This is a genomic window from Mesorhizobium huakuii (genome assembly GCF_030160235.1).
Classification (GTDB): Bacteria; Pseudomonadota; Alphaproteobacteria; order Rhizobiales; family Rhizobiaceae; genus Mesorhizobium; species Mesorhizobium huakuii.
The window spans coordinates 1-19,244 of record NZ_BSNY01000053.1 but is presented as its reverse complement, the minus strand read 5'-3'; the positions used below and the strand labels follow the sequence as shown (position 1 = coordinate 19,244).

Genomic DNA, 19,244 nt, shown 5'->3' with positions numbered 1-19,244 from the left:
CTCCCCCCGCAAGAGAGCATGGCCATGACCTACGACCTCATCCTGACAGGCGGCACAGTGGTCAACCATGATGGTGAGGGCCAGCGTGACATAGGTGTCAAGGGTGGGCGTGTCGCCGCCATCGGCGATCTTTCACGAGCGTCGGCCGGCGAGACGATCGACTGCCGCGGCCTGCACATCCTGCCTGGTGTCATCGACAGCCAGGTACATTTTCGCGAGCCGGGACTGGAGCACAAGGAAGATCTGGAAACCGGCTCGCGGGCGGCGGTGCTTGGCGGCGTCACCGCGGTGTTCGAGATGCCCAACACCAACCCATTGACCACCAGCGAGGCTACGCTCGCCGACAAGGTCCGGCGCGGCAGCGGGCGCATGCATTGCGACTTCGCGTTCTGGGTCGGCGGTACCCGCGACAACGCCAGGGATGTCGGCGAACTCGAGCGGCTGCCGGGCGCCGCGGGCATAAAGGTCTTCATGGGTTCGTCGACCGGCGACCTGCTGGTCGAGGATGATGAAGGCGTCGCCTCGATCCTGCGGAACACCCGCCGCCGTGCGGCCTTTCATTCCGAGGACGAATTCCGGCTGCGTGAGCGCCTTGGCGAACGCATCGAGGGCGACCCGTCATCGCATCCGATCTGGCGCGACGAGATCGCCGCCTTGCGTTGCACCGAACGGCTGGTGCGCATTGCGCGCGACGTTCGCGCCTGCATCCATGTCCTGCACATTTCGACCGCCGAGGAGATATTGTTCCTCGAACAGCACAAGGACGTCGCGACCTGCGAGGCGACGCCGCACCATCTGACGCTGAGCGCCGACGATTATCTCAGGCTCGGCACGCTAATCCAGATGAACCCGCCGGTGCGCGCCTCCCGCCACCGCGATGGCGTCTGGCACGGCATCGCGCAAGGCATCGTCGACGTGCTCGGCTCCGACCACGCGCCGCACACGCTGGCCGAAAAGGCAAAACCCTATCCAGCCTCGCCCTCGGGCATGACCGGTGTGCAGACGCTGGTGCCGATCATGCTCGACCACGTCAACGCAGGCCGGCTGACCCTGCAGCGTTTCGTCGATCTCTCCAGCCACGGCCCGCAGCGCATCTTCGGCATGGCCAGAAAAGGCCGCATCGCCGCCGGCTACGACGCCGACTTCACCATCGTCGACATGAAACGGCGCGAGACCATCACCAATGCGCAGGCCGGCTCGAAGGCAGGCTGGACGCCTTATGATGGCAGGCAAGTTACCGGCTGGCCGGTCGGCACCATCATTCGCGGTCGCCGAGTCATGTGGGAAGGCGAAATCGTGACGCCCGGGCAGGGCAAGGCGGTAGAGTTTTCCGAGGCGTTGCCTGCTTAGCCTTCCTTACTCTCCCTTGCGGGAGGGGAAGCCGCTCAATCGCCCGCAACAAAAAATGTCCACTGGCCGGCGGGCGTGATGCCGACGCGATAGAAGATATAGGCGCCGAACTGCTTCATGTCGTCGAAGTCGCCGGCGGTGACGATCTTGAACAGTTCGACCCGCTGCTTGGCGTCGAGCTTGTCCAGCGGCAGCGCGAAGAAATACGGCCAGACATAGAGTTCCTGCGCTGTTCCGGCGTCGACATGGACATAGCCGGCGCTGAGCACTTCCTCCAGTATGGCCAGGATCTCCTGGCCGTCGGGGTCGCCGGACAGTCCTTTGAGGAAGGCGATGGCGTCGCCGTCGATGTCGGCCAGCGAAAGCTGGGTCATGCTGTCGCCCTTGCCGATCAGGGGCCGGAGCTTCTCAATGTCGCCGCTCTTGCAAGCCTCGATGATCAGATCATGCATGCGCCGCACGGGCTCGGGCAGCTTGCTGAGGTCGTAGACCACCTCGGGCAAGGGCGCCTCGGGATCGACACGCGGCCTGTTGGTGCCGCCATCCGCTGGACTGTCGGGCTCCGCCGCGTCCGGAGCGGCCGGCTGCTGGCCGGTCGAAGGCGGTGTTCCCACCGGGTCGGGCAGGGGAATCGCGCCACCGGGCGACGACCCGTCATCATCCGCTGACGGTATGACAGGCGAGGGAAGCTCTTCGCGTTGGATCTCGCTCAGCGCATAGGCCCGGCTGCTTGCCAGGCACGTCACAAAGGCAATCGCGGCACAGCAAGCGGCGAGACGGATGTAGAGGACCAAGCCCATCGGCCCGCCTGACATCGGAAAATTCACTGCCCGTATCTCCTTGGCTCCCGGGCATGATGCCCAAACGGCACTCGATCGTCAAAGAACCGTATGTCGGTTCAGTGCCGCAGCCGCTCGGGTTCGAAGGCGCCAGCAATCACCTTTTCACGCATGCGGTCGAGCAGGGCAAGGGCTGATGTCTCGCCGTTGGCGCGCAGCATTTCACCAAATGCGGTCTCAAGCGCCGCCTCGGCAATGATCTCGGGCTCGATGCCGGCCGAAAGTCCTTCGGCCCAGGCTTCGCTGTGGCTTTCCACCGCCGTCAGGCGTTTTTCTTCCCTGACCAGCGCGTCGATGTCGTTGACACCATGTTCCATAAGCGATGTCCACCCTTTCAAGCAGCGATCCGTCAGTAGCGCGGATCAGGCTTGATCTGTTCCGTTTACACGCAGCCCTAAGTAAGTATCTGTAAATACGACATTTTTTTGATCGTCTTTTACAGCGGACGGCTGTGTCTGGCGAAGCTGCGTTTCAACCCGGATCAAACTTAGCCGATTAGGCCGGCCTGCGGGGCGAAAACCTTCAGTTTGAGTTAATTTCGCATTCTCGCGGTAACGTTTGATTAACGTTGTTGCAGAAGTGCAACATCAGGATTGCACCAAGACACAGGCCGCTACAAGCCGGATTTGTCTGATAGGACCAGCGACCGCTCGGATATCTGTTGATGGACGCCTAGTTACCGTAGCGCGAGGCGATATCGCGCGACAGCGTCTCACCTTCCTTCATGTAGCGGCTGATGGCTTCCGTGGCTGAAGCGGTGCACTGCGTATAGGTGCCGCCGAAGGAACGATAGCCGCGATTGAAGCTGGCGATGAAGCGGGCACGACGCTCCGGATCCGGATTTTCCGAATCGAGCAGTTTTTCCATTTCGCCACGCCACTGGTCGCCCTTCTCTCCGCACAGATTGCGCAGGAAATGCAGCGAGCCCAGCACCTCCGCCAGCCGCATCAGCCCCGGTTCGAACGGCGACTCGGCGCTGAACGCCGGCCGCACAGCCAGGGACGTACTGACGGCAAGGCACAAAGCGACAAGAAAAGGTGCGCGGCTCATAAGTCTATGTGGCCAAACAATTTGTCGCCTGCAAGGCGTTTCCGGCGGGACGATTGGGGAATTCAACGGCTTTCAGGGGAACCGGCAGGTCGGCCAAGCAGATCTTCCGCCACCGCGAACACCGAACCGGCAAGCGGCAGCGCCGCCATCTCGCGGAGCGTGTAGAAGTCGGCGGTCTCGGCATCGTCGCTGGCCACGGCCTCGCCGCCGGCATAGGCAGCGCCGAAGACCGTGAGGCGGTAATCGACCGGGTGGGAATCGTCCCTGCCGTCGATATGGATTTCCCGAAGCGGGCGAAAACCGGTGGCACGCAAACCGGTCTCTTCCAGCAGCTCGCGCCTGGCGGCATCCTCCAGTGTCTCGCCGGCCTCGACCTTGCCGCCGGGAAAGGCGTAGAGACCCTGTGAAGGTTGCCGTGCCCGCTTGACCAACAGCACGGTGTCACCACGCACCACGGCCACCGAGACTGCTGGCAGTATCTTTCGTTTATCGTTCATGGCTCCCAACCGTTCGACCGCCGCAGCCCGCTGTGGACGGTCAGCATCGGACAGCTTTAGCGGTTGCAGTGCGGCTGTTCCATCGCCACGTTCTGGCGGAACCATCAAAGGCAGGAGCAATCGATCATGTGCGGACGTTTTGCCTTGACCGCGACGCCGGATCAGACCGCTGCCTTCCTGGGCCTGGCCGAGCTGGAGGATTTTCCGGCGCGCTACAACATCGCGCCGACGCAGCCGGTGCTTATGGCGACCGCCGGTGTGCCGCGCGCGCCGGGGTCCAATTTGCCGGATCGCCAGCCGATGCTGGTGCGCTGGGGGCTCATTCCCGCCTGGGTCAAGGATACGAGGGAGTTTCCGCTGCTGTTCAACGCGCGCTCGGAAGGGGCAATCGAAAAGGCTTCGTTCAAGGCCGCCATGCGCCATCGCCGCGCGTTGGTGCCAGCGTCGGGCTTCTACGAATGGCGGCAGAGCGGAGGCAAGAAGGGGCAACCCTACTGGATCCGGCCCAGGCATGGCGGGCTGATCGCCTTTGCCGGCCTGATCGAGACCTATGCCGAGCCAGGCGGCTCGGAAATGGACACCGGCGCCATCCTGACGGTCAACGCCAATGCCGACATCGCCCATATCCACGATCGGATGCCGGTGGTCATCGATCCCGGGGATTTCGCCCGCTGGCTGGATTGCCGCACGCTGGAGCCGCGCGATGTCGCCGACTTGCTGCGGCCGGCGCAACTCGATGTCTTCGAGGCGGTTCCCATCTCCGACCTCGTCAACAAGGTCGCCAACACCGGTCCGGAGATTCAGCAGAGGGGCGAGATCGGGCCGGAGCCCGAGAAGGCCAGGCGCCAGAAGTCCGGCGCGGACGACAGTCAGATGACGTTGTTTTAGAGCACGATCCTGAAAAGTGGCCCCGGTTTTCGGGAAAGATCACGCTCAGACAAGAGATCGAAGCTTCTATCTGGAGGACCATACGCCTCATGCCCGGCGCCCTTTGGCGCCGGCCGCGTGCTGCTTAGGCAGCGCGGGGTGATACGATCTTCGGTGCCGGCTTCTTTTTCTTCGCGGTGTGAAGAAGGGCGGCGACGATCGCGGCCGGGCCGATGGCACGATAGTGGCTGGCCAGCGCCGGTTGCTTGGCGCGGGTGGCTTCCTGCTTGCTTCGAGGCATGTTTCTCTTCCCAGATAACGTTTTCGTGTTCGCGTTTGACCGTTGAATCCGACCAAATCGTGACACGTGGTGATCTAGCCGGCGAATGTTTCATGACTGTGCCGACATGTTTAATAAAATGTTTCACTGCCTGATTCCGCGTGATCGAGCGACGCGTTTGACAATCTTTACGGCGCTTTTCTCGGGATCAGCGGCTTGACGGCAACACTGACCAAGGCGATAAAGCCGCCCATGAAAACGTCTTTCGCCATTTGTGGCATTTGCATTATTGGCTAGCCTCGCGCTGGTCCGGACGTTTTCGCCTCATCTTTCCCCAGATTGGACAAACGCCCCGGCCAGCAGGCTGGAGTCTGATTTGCGCTTCGGCGCGGGACTGGCTCCATCCAGATGAAAAGTTCTGAACCGGGAAGGCATGGAATGTCCGACGCATCGCAGGGCCTGCGCCTCTACAACACGCTGACGCGCACGAAAGAGGATTTCGTTCCGATCGATGCGCTCAACGTGCGCATGTATGTCTGCGGCCCGACCGTCTACGACTTCGCCCATATCGGTAATGCCAGGCCGGTCATCGTCTTCGACGTACTGTTTCGCCTGCTACGCCATTTCTATGGCGAGGCGCATGTTACCTATGTGCGCAACATCACCGACGTCGACGACAAGATCAACGCGCGTGCGCTGCGCGATTTCGGCGGCGAAATTTCCGCCGGAAAGCTGTCGCTCAACGAAGCGATTCGGCGAGTGACCGAAAAGACTGCCGACCAGTTCCACAGGGATGTCGCCACGCTAGGCTGCCTGGAGCCGACGGTCGAACCGCGCGCCACCGAATTCGTCGCGCCACGCGCCGACGGCAAGGCCGACATGATCACCTTGATTCAAAGCCTGATCAAACGTGGCCATGCCTATGTCGCGGCAGGCGAAGTTCTGTTCGACACCGCCTCGATGCCGGACTACGGGCAATTGTCGAAGCGCAATCTCGACGAGCAGCAGGCCGGCGCGCGCATCGCCGTCGATGCGCACAAGAAGAACCCCGGCGATTTCGTGCTGTGGAAGCTGTCATCGCCGGAAGAGCCGGGCTGGCAGAGCCCATGGGGCAGGGGCCGGCCGGGCTGGCACATCGAATGCTCGGCGATGTCGGCGGCCTATCTCGGCGAGGTGTTCGACATCCACGGCGGTGGCCTCGACCTCATCTTCCCGCATCATGAGAACGAGATCGCCCAGTCGCGCTGCGCCCACGGCACGTCGGTCATGGCCAATGTCTGGATGCACAATGGCTTCCTGCAGGTCGAGGGTCAGAAGATGTCGAAGAGCCTCGGCAACTTCTACTCGATCCATGAGCTGCTGGAGACCGAGACCTTCGGCGGCCGCAGCTGGCCGGGCGAGGTGCTGCGGCTGGCGATGCTGATGACGCACTACCGCGAGCCGATCGACTTCTCCGTGCGCAAGCTGGAGGAGGCGGAGAACACGCTGCGCAAGTGGAAACGCGCTGCGGATCTGGCGCCCGCGGCAGGGCAGTTGCCGGTGGAGGTCATCAATGCCTTGTCGGACGATCTCGCCACCTATGCCGCCTTCCAGGTGCTGACCCAGTTGGCCGGCGAGGCACAAGAGGGCAACGAGGCCGCTGCTGCGCTGAAGGCGTCACTGCTGTTCCTCGGCTTCGATGTCGCCTCCGCCAAGGTCGACGTAGACAAAATTGCCAAGGCGATCGCCGATCGCCTCGCCTTTATCGCAGCCAAGAACTGGGCCGAAGCCGACCGCATCCGCGACGAGCTTCTGGCGCAAGGCGTACAGCTGAAGGACGGCAAGGATCCGGCCACCGGCGAACGCATCACCACCTGGGAGGTAAAGAGATGATCGACCATCTCGGCATCGATGTTGCCGATTTCGACGCTTCGAAGGCTTTCTACGACAAGGCGATGGCGCCTCTGGGGGGCTCGTTGCTGTACATGGTGCCGCTGGAATACACCGGCGGCGCCAAGGTCGGTGGCTACGGCCGTGATCGGCCGGTGTTCTGGCTGCAGGAAGGCAAGGGGGGTCAAAAGGCCCATCAGCACGTCGCCTTCACCGCGCGCAGTCGCGCCGAGGTCGATGCCTTCCATGCCGCTGCCCTTGCCGCCGGCGGCAAGGACAATGGCGCGCCGGGCCTGCGCCCGCACTATCATCCGAACTATTATGGGGCCTTCGTCTTCGATCCCGACGGCAACAATGTCGAGGCCGTCTGCCATGACGCGGAGTGAGCCATGAGCCTTGACAACCGGCCGGTCTACACAGGCGGCTGCCAGTGCGGCGCGGTGCGCTTCCGTGTCGAAGGCGCGCTTGGTGACGCCTCGATCTGCCACTGCCGCATGTGCCAGAAGGCGAGCGGCAATTTTTACCTGCCGTTGGTCTCGGTGCGCGGCGCCAGGGTTGACTGGACACGCAGCGAGCCCAAGCGTTTTCGTTCCTCCAATGCCGCCTGGCGCGGCTTCTGCGCCGAATGCGGCACGCCGCTGACCTTCGAGGCGCCCGACGGCATGGCGCTGGCGATCGCCGCCTTCGACGATCCGGCTGGTATCGCACCGACCATCCAGTGGGGCACGGAGGCAAAACTGCCTTATGTGGATTCCATCCCGCAACTGCCGGGCGAGGATACGATGGCGGACATGGGTTCTGCTCCCTATCTCGCCGAGCTAGTCTCCTATCAGCATCCCGATCACGACACAGACCAATGGCCGCCGGAGGAAAGACCATGACCGAGACTGTCCGAACCGGCGGCTGCCAGTGCGGCGCCGTGCGCTTCCGCATCAAGGGGGCGCTCGGGCGCCCGTCCATCTGCCATTGCCGCATGTGCCAGAAACAGTTCGGCTCGTTCTTCGGTGCGCTGGTGACGGTGCCCAGGGACGGTGTCGAATGGACGCGTGAGGAACCAAGCTATTTCCAGTCGTCGGTCAACATCGATCGCGGTTTTTGCGCCCGCTGCGGCACGCCGCTGACCTACCGCCAGCCTGGCGGGCTGGAGATCGCCATCGGCGCCTTCGACGACCGCTCGGACCTGGCACCGCAAATCCAGGTTAATTACGCATCCCGGCTGCCCTGGGTGGAAAAAATCTTCGAGGCGCCGGTCCACGACGATCCCGACTACTACGCAAGGCAGGAGCAGATCATCTCCTTCCAGCACCCCGATCACGAAACGGCCAATTGGCCGCAACAGGGCCTGAAACTATGAGCTTGCGCACCCTTTATCCGGAGATCGAACCGTTCGAATCGGGCATGCTCGACGTCGGCGATGGCCATCAGGTCTATTGGGAGCGTTCCGGCACCAGGGGCGCCAAGCCGGCCGTGTTCCTGCATGGCGGGCCGGGCGGCACCATCTCGCCAAAACACCGGCGGCTGTTCGACCCAAAACTCTACGACGTCATCCTGTTCGATCAGCGCGGCTGCGGAAAATCGACGCCGAACGCCTCGTTGGAGGCCAACACCACCTGGCATCTCGTCGCCGATATCGAGCGGCTGCGCGAAATGGCCGGCTTCGACACATGGCTGGTGTTCGGCGGCTCCTGGGGCTCGACGCTGGCGCTCGCCTATGCCGAGACGCATCCTGATCGCGTCAGCGAACTGGTGGTGCGCGGCATCTACACGCTGACCCGCGCCGAGCTCGAATGGTATTATCAGTTCGGCGTCTCCGAGATGTTCCCCGACAAGTGGGAGCGTTTCGTGGCGCCGATCCCGCAGGCCGAGCGCGGCGACATGATGGCGGCCTATCGCAAGCGGCTGGTCGGCACGGACCGCAAGGCGCAGCTGGAAGCGGCGCGCGCCTGGAGCCTGTGGGAAGGCGAAACCATCACGCTGTTGCCGGAACCGGAAACCAGCGGCAAGTTTGGCGAGGACGACTATGCCGTCGCCTTCGCCCGCATCGAGAACCATTTTTTCGTCCACGCCGGCTGGCTGGAGGAGGGGCAGCTTCTGCGCGATGCCTGGAAGCTCAAGGATATCCCCGGCACCATCGTCCATGGCCGCTACGACATGCCGTGTCCGGCGCGCTATGCCTGGGCGCTGCACAAGGCCTGGCCGAAGGCCGACTTCCACCTGATCGAAGGCGCCGGCCATGCCTATTCGGAGCCCGGCATCCTCGACCGGCTGATCCGCGCGACGGACAAATTTGCAGGCAAATGACCATGACCCGCGAGCGCCTCTATCTCTTCGACACCACATTGCGCGATGGCCAGCAAACGCCGGGCATCGACTTTTCCGTCGAGGACAAGATCGCGATTGCAAAACTGCTCGACCAATTCGGCATGGACTATGTCGAGGGCGGTTATCCCGGCGCCAATCCGACCGACACGGCCTTCTTCCAGCAGAAACGCACGGCAAGCGCCAAGTTCGTTGCCTTCGGCATGACCAAGCGGGCAGGGGTGTCGGCATCTAACGACCCCGGCCTTGCGGCGCTTGTGCAGTCGAAATCCGACGCCGTCTGCTTCGTCGCCAAGAGCTGGGACTATCATGTCCGCGTCGCGCTCGGCTGCACCAATGAAGAGAATCTGGAGTCGATCAGGACTTCGGTGGAAACCGCTGTCGCTTCTGGCAAGGAAGCACTGGTCGACTGCGAGCATTTCTTCGATGGCTTCAAAGCCAATCCGGACTATGCGCTGGCCTGCGCCAAGACGGCCTACGATGCCGGAGCGCGCTGGGTGGTGTTGTGCGACACCAATGGCGGCACGCAGCCGTCGGAAGTCCGCGCCATCGTCGCCAAGGTCGTCGCATCAGGCATTCCCGGCGATCATCTGGGTATCCACGCCCATGACGACACGGGTCAGGCCGTGGCGAATTCTCTTGCCGCCGTCGAGGCCGGCGTGCGCCAGATCCAGGGCACGCTGAACGGCATAGGCGAGCGCTGCGGCAACGCCAACTTGATCTCGATCGTGCCGACACTGGCGCTGAAGCCGGCCTTCGCCGATCGCTTCGAGACTGGCATTTCGGCCGAGGCGCTGACCGGCATTTCGCGCCTGTCGCGCGCCTTCGATGAATTGCTGAACCGCGCGCCGGAAGCACAGGCGCCCTATGTCGGCGCCTCGGCTTTCGCCACCAAGGCCGGCATCCATGCCTCCGCGCTGGCCAAGGAGCCGGCGACCTATGAGCATGTGCCGCCGGAATCCGTCGGCAACCGCCGCCGCGTCATGGTCTCCGACCAGGGCGGCAAGGCCAATTTCCTCGCCGAGTTGAAACGGCGCGGCATCGAGGTACCCAGGGACGATCACCGGCTCGATGCGCTGATATCCGTCGTCAAGGAGCGCGAGGCCGAAGGCTATGCCTATGAGGGCGCCGATGCGTCCTTCGAGCTGTTGGCGCGCAAGATGCTGCACGGCCTGCCGGAGTTCTTCAACGTCACCTCGTTCCGCTGCATGGTCGAGCGCCGCTTCGACGCCAATGGCCAGCTGAAAACGGTCTCCGAAGCGATTGTCAAAGTGCTGGTCGACGGCGAGGAGAAGATGTCGGTCGCGGAAGGGCATGGCCCGGTCAACGCGCTTGATATCGCGCTGCGCAAGGATCTCGGCAAATACCAGAGCGAAATCGTCGACCTCGAGCTCGCCGACTTCAAGGTGCGTATCCTCAATGGCGGCACCGAGGCCATCACCCGCGTCCTGATCGAATCGCATGACGGCACTGGTGCGCGCTGGTGGACGGTCGGGGTTTCCGAGAACATCATCGACGCCTCGTTCCAGGCGCTTATGGATTCAATCATCTACAAGCTGATGAAGAACCGTGAGATGGCCGGGCTCGTTGCCGCCGAATAAGGTTGAACCATCAGCGGAAGTCCATTGATCCATCAGAACTTTGCGATGGTCTTGCCAAGATTACTGGGCCATAGCGTTGGCCCATGGTCACCGAAGCAATTGCCCTGGACGCAGAATCAAAGGCCCGTCGCGGCTTTCTGCTGGCGCTGGGCGCCTATCTCTTGTGGGGGGTGCTGCCTTTCTACATGAAGGCCGTGGCGCATCTGCCGCTCGCCGAGGTGATCGCCCACCGCATCGTCTGGTCGGTGCCGATCGCTGCCGCGGTCCTGGTCTGGGCCGGCCGCACGGCGGACTTCAAGGCGGCAATTCGTTCGTCTCGCACCATCGCCATGGCGGCGCTGACGGCGGCGCTGATTTCGGTCAACTGGGGCATCTACGTCTGGGCGATCGCCGTCGACCGCACCGTCGAGACCGCGCTTGGCTATTACATCAACCCGCTGGTGGTGGTCGTGGTCGGAGCGGTGCTGCTGGGCGAAAAGCTTGACCGGTTGCAGATCGCGGCGGTGGTGCTGGCGACGGTTGCCGTGACGGTGCTGACGATCGAGGGCGGCAAGCTGCCGTGGGTGTCGCTGGCGCTGGCGTTTTCCTTCGCCGCCTACGGCTTCTTCCGCAAGACGCTGCCGATCGGCCCAAGCCAGGGCTTTCTGCTCGAAGTGCTTTTGCTGTCCGTGCCGGCTCTCGGCTATATCGTCTACCTGATCGCGACCGGCCAGGACCACATCGTATCGAGCACCGGCGCCGATACGGCGTTGCTGATCGGCTGCGGCCCGGTCACATCGGTGCCACTGCTTTTGTTTGCGTTCGGCGCCAAGCTTTTGCGCCTCTCCACCATCGGCATCATGCAATACATCGCGCCGACCATGGTGTTCCTGATCGCGGTTCTGATCTTCGACGAGCCGTTCGGCACGGCGCAAGCCATTGCCTTTGCCCTGATCTGGACGGCGCTGGCGATGTATTCCTGGTCGATGCTGGTCACCGCGCGACGGGCGGCGGCTACATCTGCCCGAGCCGCCTGACGAACAGGTACGTCACGCCGGCGATCAGCAGCGAGACCGCCGTCACCACCCAAAACCCCATCGGCGTATCGACCAGGGGCAAGCCGCCGACATTCATGCCGAACAGGCCCGAGATGATGGTCATCGGCAGCAACACCGCCGTCATCACCGACAGCACATAGAGCAGCCGGTTCGACTGCGTCGTCAGCTTGGCCATCAGTTCGTCCTGGAGCAGCCGGGTGCGGGCCTGCAACTGCTCGCCATCATAGTGCAGCGTCTGCGCGCGATGCGACAGCCGCGCCGCCATGTCGTTGATCGAATCCGGCAGGTCGTTGCGATGCGAATGGTCGAGATGGCGAAACAGATTGGTCAGCGTCGCCATCTGCCGGTGGATCACCACCAGGTGACGGCGCGCGTCGACCAGCGCCTGCCGTTCATTGTGCCATGCGTCGCAGACGATGCGATCCTCGATGCCGTCGAGCGTGTCGCCCATTGTCGCGAGTTCCGCCGCCATGCCGTCAAACGATTGGCCGATGACCGCCTCGATCAGTTCGGCCGGCGAGCGGAACTTGCGCGATCCGTTCTCGATCGCTTTGCGGATGTTGTCCACCGACTGCAGCGGCTGCTTGCGGGCGCCGACCAGCATGGTGTCGTTGAGGGCGAAGCGGAAATGACCAAGCCCCCCGGCTTCCGCCGAATAGTCATGGCGCAGATCCGGCAGGTCGCCATAGAGCCAGTCATCCTCAAGGTCGATGTGGCATCCATGATTTGCGGTCAGGAAGCCTTCGCGCACCGGCGCCGGCAAGGCCTGATCGGCACCGATCTCATGGCGGGCGCGCATGTCCGACAGCTGGTAGCTGCGCCATGTCCAGTGTGCGGCACCGGCGTCCTTGGTCCGCACGCCCTCGGTGGTGAAATGATAGGTGAAAAACAGCCCGTGCTCATCGGGCAGGTAAGGCGACAGGTCGGTGCCTTCCGGGGCGAGGGCGGTATCCATGGGCAGTGCCAGATGCAGGTTTCGAACGCGGCGCCGCACGGCGGCACCTGATCGCAATTTCTAGCACGCACGAACCCGGTTCCGTGTGACGGTTTCTTGACAGCCGGTCATAGTGTGTCGAGCAGGGAGAGGCCTCGATGCGCCGGCTGCCGTCATCTTCGACGCATGGATGGGCGTTGCAGCCACCGCAATGGGGCTGTCAATCGTCGCCAATTGCGCGACGCGAGTGGTGCGGCGCGCCCGGCAGGGGGATTGTCTCGATCATCCACCAACGCGTTTCGTTCGAGGTCGAGCTCATGGTAGGCGCCGCTGATCGCGTCGCGCTCACCGCGCAAATGGTCGGACTCGGCGGCCGCCGCTGCGCCCACGACAGCGCAGGCGTCATCGAATCTCGCCCGCATCAGGTCCAGCTCGGAGCGCAATTTCTGACTGTCGCCGTCGTCCGCCATGGCGCATAGAATCTCATAGGCTGTGCGGATCAGCGGTGTCACATCCGGATGGCTCTGTAATTCCCCGACTGTCGCCCGTTCACGGTGCAGGTCCGCTGTCAGGAAACGCCCTATCTCGGCTTCCGCCAGGTCGGTGGGTGTCGGCCAGACGATACCGGTCATCTCCGCCGCGCGGTCGACATGATGCCGCCAATCGATCAGGAATTGTTCGTGGCGAATGAAACAACGTGGCATGTGTCGCGAATGAACTTCCGCCTCGATCACGTGCCTGAGCCAGAGCAAAAGGGATTTTGCCAGCGGCAAACCATCCCGCCGCTGCAGCGAGTAAGCGACCTCGAGGGGGTTGCGGAGCGGAAGCAGTGCCACCGGGTCGACCTCGATCTCGGCAAGGATCGACGACATGAACGGAACGAACCGGCAGATCCTGGGATCCTTGATGAAAAACAGCGGTTCTTCGCCGAACTCGCTTGCAAGGATCGCCTTGATCTTGTCGCGGTGACGCTCCGCCGCCAGCGATTGCAACCATTGCGGATCGAGTGGCCGCCAGTCATGCCACGAAGAGGCGGCCGCCGCGAGCAGCTCATCGTTGGCGAAATTGAGCGGGGTGCTTTCCCAGTATCCCTTGGGATTGTTGCCGTCCGCGCGCAATGGCCTTTTGGGATGGGCCGCTCCCAATGCGGCTATGGTGCCGGCAAGCATCGAGGTCCCGCTGCGGTGCATTCCAAGCACGAGGATCGCTTTTCTCCGGGAATGGCGCGCGCGGCCCGGTATCGAAGCGGCCGCAGGCGGGGTCTCCCGCAACGGCAACCGGGCCCGGAGCCATTCGCGTATTCCCGCGGGCAGCGCCAGCGTTCCGTCCAGGATCGGGTTCGCTGCAGCGGAGCCCTCGTCGAACAGTCCATGATAGTGAATATGAACCAGCCGGGCCGGGTCTGGCGCCGTGGCTGGGTTGAAGTTGTGAAGCGGAAAATTATGGGTTGCCGGTAAAAGCCGCACGGAATGGTTCCCTGCAACGGCCGCCAGCGAGAAGGCAGCCTGGCTCGTGCCCCAGAAGGCGGTGGCCTCTCCCTGCAAAATGCCGGTCCCGGTGTTGTAGGTCGGCTCGGCGCCGGCCCATGGCTTCATATTGGCGGCAATCAGCTTCCTGAAGATGTCCTCGGTGCGCTGAAAGAGGCCACTCGCCCTTTTTGCGGCCACGAGCCCGCCATTGTAGCTGGCGCGCACAGCCTGGCCGGTGACGCTCGTGCGCACGAGGGGTAGATGCTCGTAGTCGACACCGGCAAGGGCGCATAGCTCTCTCCAGTAGGGGTCGAACGGGTCATCAGGACCTGTCGTGCACATCCCCTTGCTGTCCACCGGGCGGGCGGCGGCGGAGAATGTGCCTAACGAAAAGTCGGGCTCGGCGATGAATACCGCATCGCTATCGAGCTGGATGATGATCGGCGGCCCGGTCCGTCTTTCGGCATGAGCCAGGGAATGTATCTGGTACGACGGACCATATTGCGGACAGCAGCTGTCGATCTCGACGGGCAGATAGTCCACGCCCAGTTGCTCGAACCGCTCTATCGTCGACGGCGAGGGACGACGGCTGCTTCGGGGCGAAACCGCCGTTATCGGGGATCGCGAATAGGAGCCGGCGAAGCACCTTATGCTCTCGCACAGCAGCAGGGCCTGTGCTTCGAGAATGCCCGCTTCGGCAATGAGTACGAACTCGACGTCGCTTTCGGCCTGGGGTCTGTCGACGGGTTCCTCGCGCGGGACAGGAGATGACCGAGAGGGAATTGCCGGGCGTTCATTCCTGGCGACGCCGATCTTCTGGATGATGATTTGTTCTCCTCGGTACAGCTCGCGGTATTGGCCGGCATGCACCGACAGGAAACTGTCGATTCCAAGTTTTGGACGCTCGACCTCGTCGGCAAGCAACGTCCATTCGTAATCGTCGAAAATGACGATCCCGCCGTCCCGCACCATCGGCCAGGAGAACACGGCATCCGACTGGACGTCGGCACTGTGATGGCTGCCATCGACATAGACGATGTCGAAACGCCGCTCGTCTGTGATCAGGCGGGCCAACGCCTGGGACGAGGGACTTTTGATCTTCTCGAGCCGTTCGCCGAACGCGGCGAGATTGCTGTCGAAGCGCTGCTCGACATGCGCGAGCTGGTCGCTCGATTTATGGCGCAGGGCGTGTTCAGGACTGCCGCCGAACGTATCGATACAGGTGAGCCGGCATTTGCCGAAATAGTTGAGAAAGAAGATAGCGGAGCGGCCCTCCCAGGAGCCGATTTCCAGAACGTCGAGGGCCTCGTCGCGTCGCGACTGGAACAGTGTGGCCCAGACAGGAAAGAAGCGCGAAGCCCAGTCGGTCGAAAGGCTCTTGCCGGCAAACCACGCGGAATAGTCAGGATCCATAATTCTCACTCTTTGCGGCAGACACGGCACCTTCCCATGATGCTTGGCGGATCGGATGCGTGCGATTGCGGGCATTCGTTGCGTTTGTCGCGGTCAGCCCGAGTGTGTTCAGTCGGTAGCGCGTCAACGGCTCGGTAAGATTTCGCGCCCGCCACAAAGGCAGCATGTCGAACCAAAGATAATGGTCCTGCGAGACCAGTTCATCGATCCTGTAGTGCCCGGCGGCCTCGAAGCAACTGCGGCGGTAGGCAATCGTGGAATGATAGAAGGGGTTGTGTAACAGGATCGTCCGGCGGATCTCCAGATCCGTCTCCGGCATGTGCTGCACACCGACGACGCGGTCGGTCTCGTCGATCAGCGTCACCGCATGTCCGACGAGGCCAAGTTCGGGGTCCTCGTCTAGCGCCGCGACCAGTCGACCGACATGCGCGGGCTCGGCTATATCGTCCGTATCGAGGCGCAGGATGAGCTCGCCCCGGGCCGCCTCGATGCCCCGGTTGGCGGCGGCGGTGCCGAGATTGTTCGGATTGATGACCAGCCGGATGCGCCGATCGCGAAGCGCCAGCTCCCGGAAGAAGACCGCGTCCTGGCCGGTTCCGTCATCGACAACGATGAGCTCGAGATCGTCGAACTCCTGGGTCAGGATGCTGTTGACCGCGGCGTCGAGAAAGCGCTGGTCCTTATAGACGGTCATGACGGCGGAAGCGCGTGGAACGCGATCCGCATTGCCGCCATTTCTGTCCGCCACCGTCAACTCCCCTTTGCCCATCTCCCCGATAACCAATCGGGAGACTCGCCGCAAATGGAAATCGCCGGAGCGTCCCCAGTCTCCAGATCGCCGCTCGACCGGCGGCCGGCGGAGAGCGCCGCCGCCCGCGCCGTCCGATGCGGTTCAGCGCTTCGGCCCAAATCCGGGATAGGGGTTGAGCGGCACGATCGCGGCGATCTCCATCATGCCGGCCTTGATCAGCGGCAAAGTGGCGAGATGGCCGCGTACCTCGGCGTCGTCGGACGCCTCGAACATCATGCCGCTGCCGGGAATGTCGCCACGGTTCCAGACCTGGCGCACCGCGCCCTCGGCGTAGAGCGTGCGGCGCTGTTCGGCCTCGCCGGGCAGAAGCGGCGCAAAGTCGGCGTCGCTGAACTTTGCGGTGTTGCGGGCGAGAAGGGCGAAGAACTGCATGTCGGTCTCCTTTGGTTGGGATGGCCGACTATCCCTGCGGCTGGTCAGACTGTCCAAGACTGATTAGGGATAGAGTTCAGACTGAGAAGGACTAAACCGTCGGAGAAAAAGTGTTCGACCTGCGCCAGCTCCGCTACTTCATCACGGTCGCCGAAACCGGCAATGTCGGTCGCGCCGCCGAAATCCTGCACATCTCGCAATCGCCGCTCAGCCGGCAGATCATGCAGCTCGAGGAGCAACTCGGCGTCACCCTGTTCGAACGGCAAGGCAGCGGGTTCATCTCAATGCCGAGGGCCGCGCCTTCCTCGTCGAGGCCCGCGCACTGATTGCCAATGCGCGGCGCGTGGAGGAGTTCGGCCGCAGCCTCGCCAGCGGCGCGGTCGGTCGGCTGGCCATCGGCTATGTCGAGGGCGCCGTGCATGCCGGCCTGGTCGCTGATATGCTCAGGCAATTCCGCCGCGCTCGGCCGCAATTGCATCTCAGTCTGATGAGCCTGCGCTCGGCCGCGCAGTTGGAAAGCCTGCGCCAGCGCACCCTCGATCTCGGCCTGGTCTATTCGCCGCCACCGGCCGACTATCCCGAAATTGCCTCGATGCTGGTCCGCCGCGAGCCGTTGGTCCTGGCGATACCCGAGGGCGATGCGCTCACGGCTGTCGCCGACATCGGCCCGCATCATCTCGACGGACGCCCATGGATCACCGTGGTGCGCCAGCCCGCCGACACCAACCGTGGCCAGTTCCTGGCCGCCTGCATCGAGGCTGGCTTCGTGCCCGACATCGCCTATGAGACCGCCGATCCCTTGACCTCGCTTGGCCTGGTCAGCGCCGGACTGGGCCTGGCGACGGTGCAGGAAAGCTTGCGAAGCGCCGCTCCGCCGGGAGTCGTCTTCCGCGATCTTCCCTGGTTCAAGCGCAGCGTGGCGATTTATCTCGCCTGGCGCCGGCAGGATGAGCGCGCGGTGATCGGGGATTTGCGGAGGGCAGTAGGGCAGTAGGCAAGCCCTATTTCCTACTGCCTATTCCCTATTCCCTACATCTTGTCTATCACCGACTGCACGCCCTCGGTCGGGGCGTCGACGGAGGAGCCTGCCACCATGATGGCGGCGACGATAGCCTCCGGGTCGTTGACGACCAGCGGCTTGACCCGTTGCGCGGTATGGATGAAGCCCTCCGCCGTCATGTGATCAAGCAACGCCGTCATCGGGTCCCAGAATCCGTTGATATTGCCGAAGACGATCGGTTTGCGGTGATGGCCGAGTTGCGCCCAGGTCATGATCTCGACGATTTCCTCGACTGTGCCGATGCCGCCGGGCAGCGCCACAAAGGCGTCGGATTTCTCGAACATCTTGTGTTTGCGCTCGTGCATGTTGTCGGTGATCAGCAACTCGTCGAGCCGGTCGAGCGCGGTTTCGGTTGCTTCCCTGTTGATCAGGAAGCGGGGAATGATGCCGGTCACCTTGCCGCCGGCCTTGAGCGCGCCTTCGGCGACGGCGCCCATAATGCCTTTGGTACCGCCGCCATAGACCAGCCGCAGGCCCGCTTTGGCAATCGAGCGTCCGAGCAGGTGCCCGGCCTTCGCATAGATTTCATTGCGGCCCGGAGACGAGCCGCAATAGACGCAGACGGATCGAATCGTGTTCATGCGGATGATTGGTGATTGGGTCTGAAAGCGTGGTCAAGCCCTAAGGGTTGACAAGCCGGGCTTTTTCTTGACGGCCCGTTTTTCTTGTCGGCATTGGCAAAACACGCTAGACCGGCATTAGGTGGCTAAGGGGTAGGGAAATATGGCAATTAATCCATTGAAGGCGTTCCTGTTCGCGGCGGGTGGGACCGTCGCGGCGGCGGGAACCGCCTATGTATCGGGCGCACTCGACCCGTATCTTCATCCAACGCCGCCGGCGAAGGTCGCGGCCTTGACGCCGCCCGAGGCGCCGAAACCGGCTGATCCCGGCACGGAAGGACGGCTGCCAGCGCCGGCAGTGCCGGCTGCTCCCGCCGCAGCACCACAGGCGACCGCTCCAGCCGCGCCCGCGACGGAGGCTACGGCTCCGGCAGCGCCCGTACCGGCTGCACCAGCAGCGACCGGCCCGATCGCGCCGACTTTCGATGTCGTGCGCGTCGAGAGCAATGGCTCGATCGTCATCGCCGGCAATGCGGCGCCCAATTCAAAGGTCGAGATCCTGAGCGGCACGACGGTGCTTGGCTCGACGGTGGCGGGTGCCGATGGTGCCTTCGTCATCGTGCTCGACGATCCGCTGAAGCCTGGCGACTATACGATTACCCTGCATTCGACCGTCGGCACGGTGGTGACCGTCTCGGTACAGACCGCAGTCGTTTCGGTTCCCAAGGATACCGCCGGCCAGGTGCTGGCCATGGTCGAAGAGCCGGGCAAGCCGTCCGAACTGCTGACGGTTCCCGCGCCCGAGACCAAACCGGCAGCACCTGCCACCGGCCACCAGGCCGCCGCTCCGGCTGCACCGGCGCCAGCTCCGGCCGCGCAGGCGCCCGCAACTGCTGCTCCGGCGCCCGCTGCCCCG

21 protein-coding genes and 1 pseudogene are annotated in these 19,244 nt (G+C 63.3%); 12 read left to right on the top strand and 10 right to left on the bottom strand.

Annotation, left to right across the window (positions count from 1 at the left end; translation table 11 throughout):
• Nucleotides 1–18: 18 nt before the first annotated feature.
• Complete coding sequence (locus QQK95_RS26770) at nucleotides 19–1,350, top strand: dihydroorotase (protein ID WP_284277414.1); 1,332 nt, start codon at nucleotides 19–21, stop codon at nucleotides 1,348–1,350.
• A gap of 35 nt (nucleotides 1,351–1,385) precedes the next feature.
• Here QQK95_RS26770 and QQK95_RS26765 read toward each other — a convergent pair whose 3' ends face one another.
• The 4 genes from QQK95_RS26765 to QQK95_RS26750 all read right to left on the bottom strand — a co-directional run bounded on the left by QQK95_RS26765 (nucleotide 1,386) and on the right by QQK95_RS26750 (nucleotide 3,736).
• The gene (locus tag QQK95_RS26765) at nucleotides 1,386–2,177 is read right to left on the bottom strand and encodes a hypothetical protein (protein WP_284277413.1); all 792 of its coding nucleotides are present in this window, start codon (nucleotides 2,175–2,177) and stop codon (nucleotides 1,386–1,388) included.
• A gap of 71 nt (nucleotides 2,178–2,248) precedes the next feature.
• Entirely contained in the window at nucleotides 2,249–2,506 is a 258-nt protein-coding gene (locus QQK95_RS26760) for a hypothetical protein (protein ID WP_008874920.1), read from the bottom strand.
• A 355-nt stretch (nucleotides 2,507–2,861) separates the two neighbouring features.
• Nucleotides 2,862–3,239: a TIGR02301 family protein gene (locus QQK95_RS26755; RefSeq protein ID WP_284277411.1), complete on the bottom strand. Its 378-nt coding sequence runs from the start codon at nucleotides 3,237–3,239 to the stop codon at nucleotides 2,862–2,864.
• A 62-nt stretch (nucleotides 3,240–3,301) separates the two neighbouring features.
• Nucleotides 3,302–3,736: an NUDIX hydrolase gene (locus QQK95_RS26750; RefSeq protein ID WP_284277410.1), complete on the bottom strand. Its 435-nt coding sequence runs from the start codon at nucleotides 3,734–3,736 to the stop codon at nucleotides 3,302–3,304.
• Nucleotides 3,737–3,862: 126 nt separating this feature from the next.
• On the opposite strand from QQK95_RS26750, the gene QQK95_RS26745 reads away from it, so the two are divergent.
• Nucleotides 3,863–4,624 (top strand): SOS response-associated peptidase, encoded by a 762-nt coding sequence (locus QQK95_RS26745; RefSeq protein WP_284277409.1) that lies wholly within the window; start codon nucleotides 3,863–3,865, stop codon nucleotides 4,622–4,624.
• 124 nt (nucleotides 4,625–4,748) lie between these two features.
• On the opposite strand, the gene QQK95_RS26740 is transcribed toward QQK95_RS26745, so the two are convergent.
• Nucleotides 4,749–4,904: a hypothetical protein gene (locus QQK95_RS26740; protein ID WP_095203266.1), complete on the bottom strand. Its 156-nt coding sequence runs from the start codon at nucleotides 4,902–4,904 to the stop codon at nucleotides 4,749–4,751.
• A gap of 417 nt (nucleotides 4,905–5,321) precedes the next feature.
• Here QQK95_RS26740 and cysS point away from each other — a divergent pair, with 417 nt between their 5' ends.
• From cysS to rarD, 7 genes are all read left to right on the top strand, one after another.
• Nucleotides 5,322–6,755: a cysteine--tRNA ligase gene (gene cysS / locus QQK95_RS26735; RefSeq protein WP_284277408.1), complete on the top strand. Its 1,434-nt coding sequence runs from the start codon at nucleotides 5,322–5,324 to the stop codon at nucleotides 6,753–6,755.
• A complete protein-coding gene (locus QQK95_RS26730) occupies nucleotides 6,752–7,138 on the top strand; it encodes a VOC family protein (protein WP_284277407.1) in 387 nt (128 codons plus the stop codon). Before cysS ends, QQK95_RS26730 begins: the two co-directional genes overlap by 4 nt.
• A gap of 3 nt (nucleotides 7,139–7,141) precedes the next feature.
• Nucleotides 7,142–7,633 (top strand): GFA family protein, encoded by a 492-nt coding sequence (locus tag QQK95_RS26725; protein WP_284277406.1) that lies wholly within the window; start codon nucleotides 7,142–7,144, stop codon nucleotides 7,631–7,633.
• Nucleotides 7,630–8,106, top strand: coding sequence for a GFA family protein (locus QQK95_RS26720; protein WP_284277404.1), 477 nt, complete (start codon nucleotides 7,630–7,632; stop codon nucleotides 8,104–8,106). The genes QQK95_RS26725 and QQK95_RS26720 overlap by 4 nt, the downstream gene beginning before the upstream one ends.
• The gene (gene pip / locus QQK95_RS26715) at nucleotides 8,103–9,053 is read left to right on the top strand and encodes a prolyl aminopeptidase (RefSeq protein ID WP_284277402.1); all 951 of its coding nucleotides are present in this window, start codon (nucleotides 8,103–8,105) and stop codon (nucleotides 9,051–9,053) included. Before QQK95_RS26720 ends, pip begins: the two co-directional genes overlap by 4 nt.
• The gene (gene cimA, locus QQK95_RS26710; protein ID WP_284277401.1) at nucleotides 9,050–10,672 is read left to right on the top strand and encodes a citramalate synthase; all 1,623 of its coding nucleotides are present in this window, start codon (nucleotides 9,050–9,052) and stop codon (nucleotides 10,670–10,672) included. The genes pip and cimA overlap by 4 nt, the downstream gene beginning before the upstream one ends.
• A gap of 83 nt (nucleotides 10,673–10,755) precedes the next feature.
• On the top strand, nucleotides 10,756–11,688 hold the full coding sequence (rarD, locus tag QQK95_RS26705) for an EamA family transporter RarD (RefSeq protein WP_284277399.1): 933 nt from the start codon (nucleotides 10,756–10,758) through the stop codon (nucleotides 11,686–11,688).
• Here rarD and QQK95_RS26700 read toward each other — a convergent pair.
• The 4 genes from QQK95_RS26700 to QQK95_RS26685 all read right to left on the bottom strand — a co-directional run bounded on the left by QQK95_RS26700 (nucleotide 11,666) and on the right by QQK95_RS26685 (nucleotide 16,708).
• On the bottom strand, nucleotides 11,666–12,664 hold the full coding sequence (locus tag QQK95_RS26700) for a transporter (protein ID WP_284277398.1): 999 nt from the start codon (nucleotides 12,662–12,664) through the stop codon (nucleotides 11,666–11,668). The two genes, rarD and QQK95_RS26700, sit on opposite strands and share 23 nt — an antisense overlap.
• Nucleotides 12,665–12,816: 152 nt before the next feature.
• Nucleotides 12,817–15,525, bottom strand: coding sequence for a class I SAM-dependent methyltransferase (locus QQK95_RS26695; protein ID WP_284277396.1), 2,709 nt, complete (start codon nucleotides 15,523–15,525; stop codon nucleotides 12,817–12,819).
• On the bottom strand, nucleotides 15,515–16,273 hold the full coding sequence (locus QQK95_RS26690; protein ID WP_284277395.1) for a glycosyltransferase: 759 nt from the start codon (nucleotides 16,271–16,273) through the stop codon (nucleotides 15,515–15,517). The genes QQK95_RS26695 and QQK95_RS26690 overlap by 11 nt, the downstream gene beginning before the upstream one ends.
• Before the next feature lie 144 nt (nucleotides 16,274–16,417).
• Nucleotides 16,418–16,708 (bottom strand): muconolactone Delta-isomerase family protein, encoded by a 291-nt coding sequence (locus QQK95_RS26685; RefSeq protein WP_284277394.1) that lies wholly within the window; start codon nucleotides 16,706–16,708, stop codon nucleotides 16,418–16,420.
• Nucleotides 16,709–16,818: 110 nt separating this feature from the next.
• On the opposite strand from QQK95_RS26685, the gene QQK95_RS33555 reads away from it, so the two are divergent.
• Complete coding sequence (locus QQK95_RS33555) at nucleotides 16,819–17,034, top strand: LysR family transcriptional regulator (protein WP_284277393.1); 216 nt, start codon at nucleotides 16,819–16,821, stop codon at nucleotides 17,032–17,034.
• A gap of 17 nt (nucleotides 17,035–17,051) precedes the next feature.
• A complete protein-coding gene (locus tag QQK95_RS26675) occupies nucleotides 17,052–17,702 on the top strand; it encodes a LysR family substrate-binding domain-containing protein (protein ID WP_284277392.1) in 651 nt (216 codons plus the stop codon).
• 35 nt (nucleotides 17,703–17,737) lie between these two features.
• On the opposite strand, the gene QQK95_RS26670 is transcribed toward QQK95_RS26675, so the two are convergent.
• A complete protein-coding gene (locus tag QQK95_RS26670; RefSeq protein ID WP_284277391.1) occupies nucleotides 17,738–18,349 on the bottom strand; it encodes an LOG family protein in 612 nt (203 codons plus the stop codon).
• A 142-nt stretch (nucleotides 18,350–18,491) separates the two neighbouring features.
• Between QQK95_RS26670 and QQK95_RS26665 the strand changes: the two are divergent.
• A pseudogene (locus tag QQK95_RS26665) lies at nucleotides 18,492–19,244 on the top strand (peptigoglycan-binding protein LysM); the annotation flags it as partial.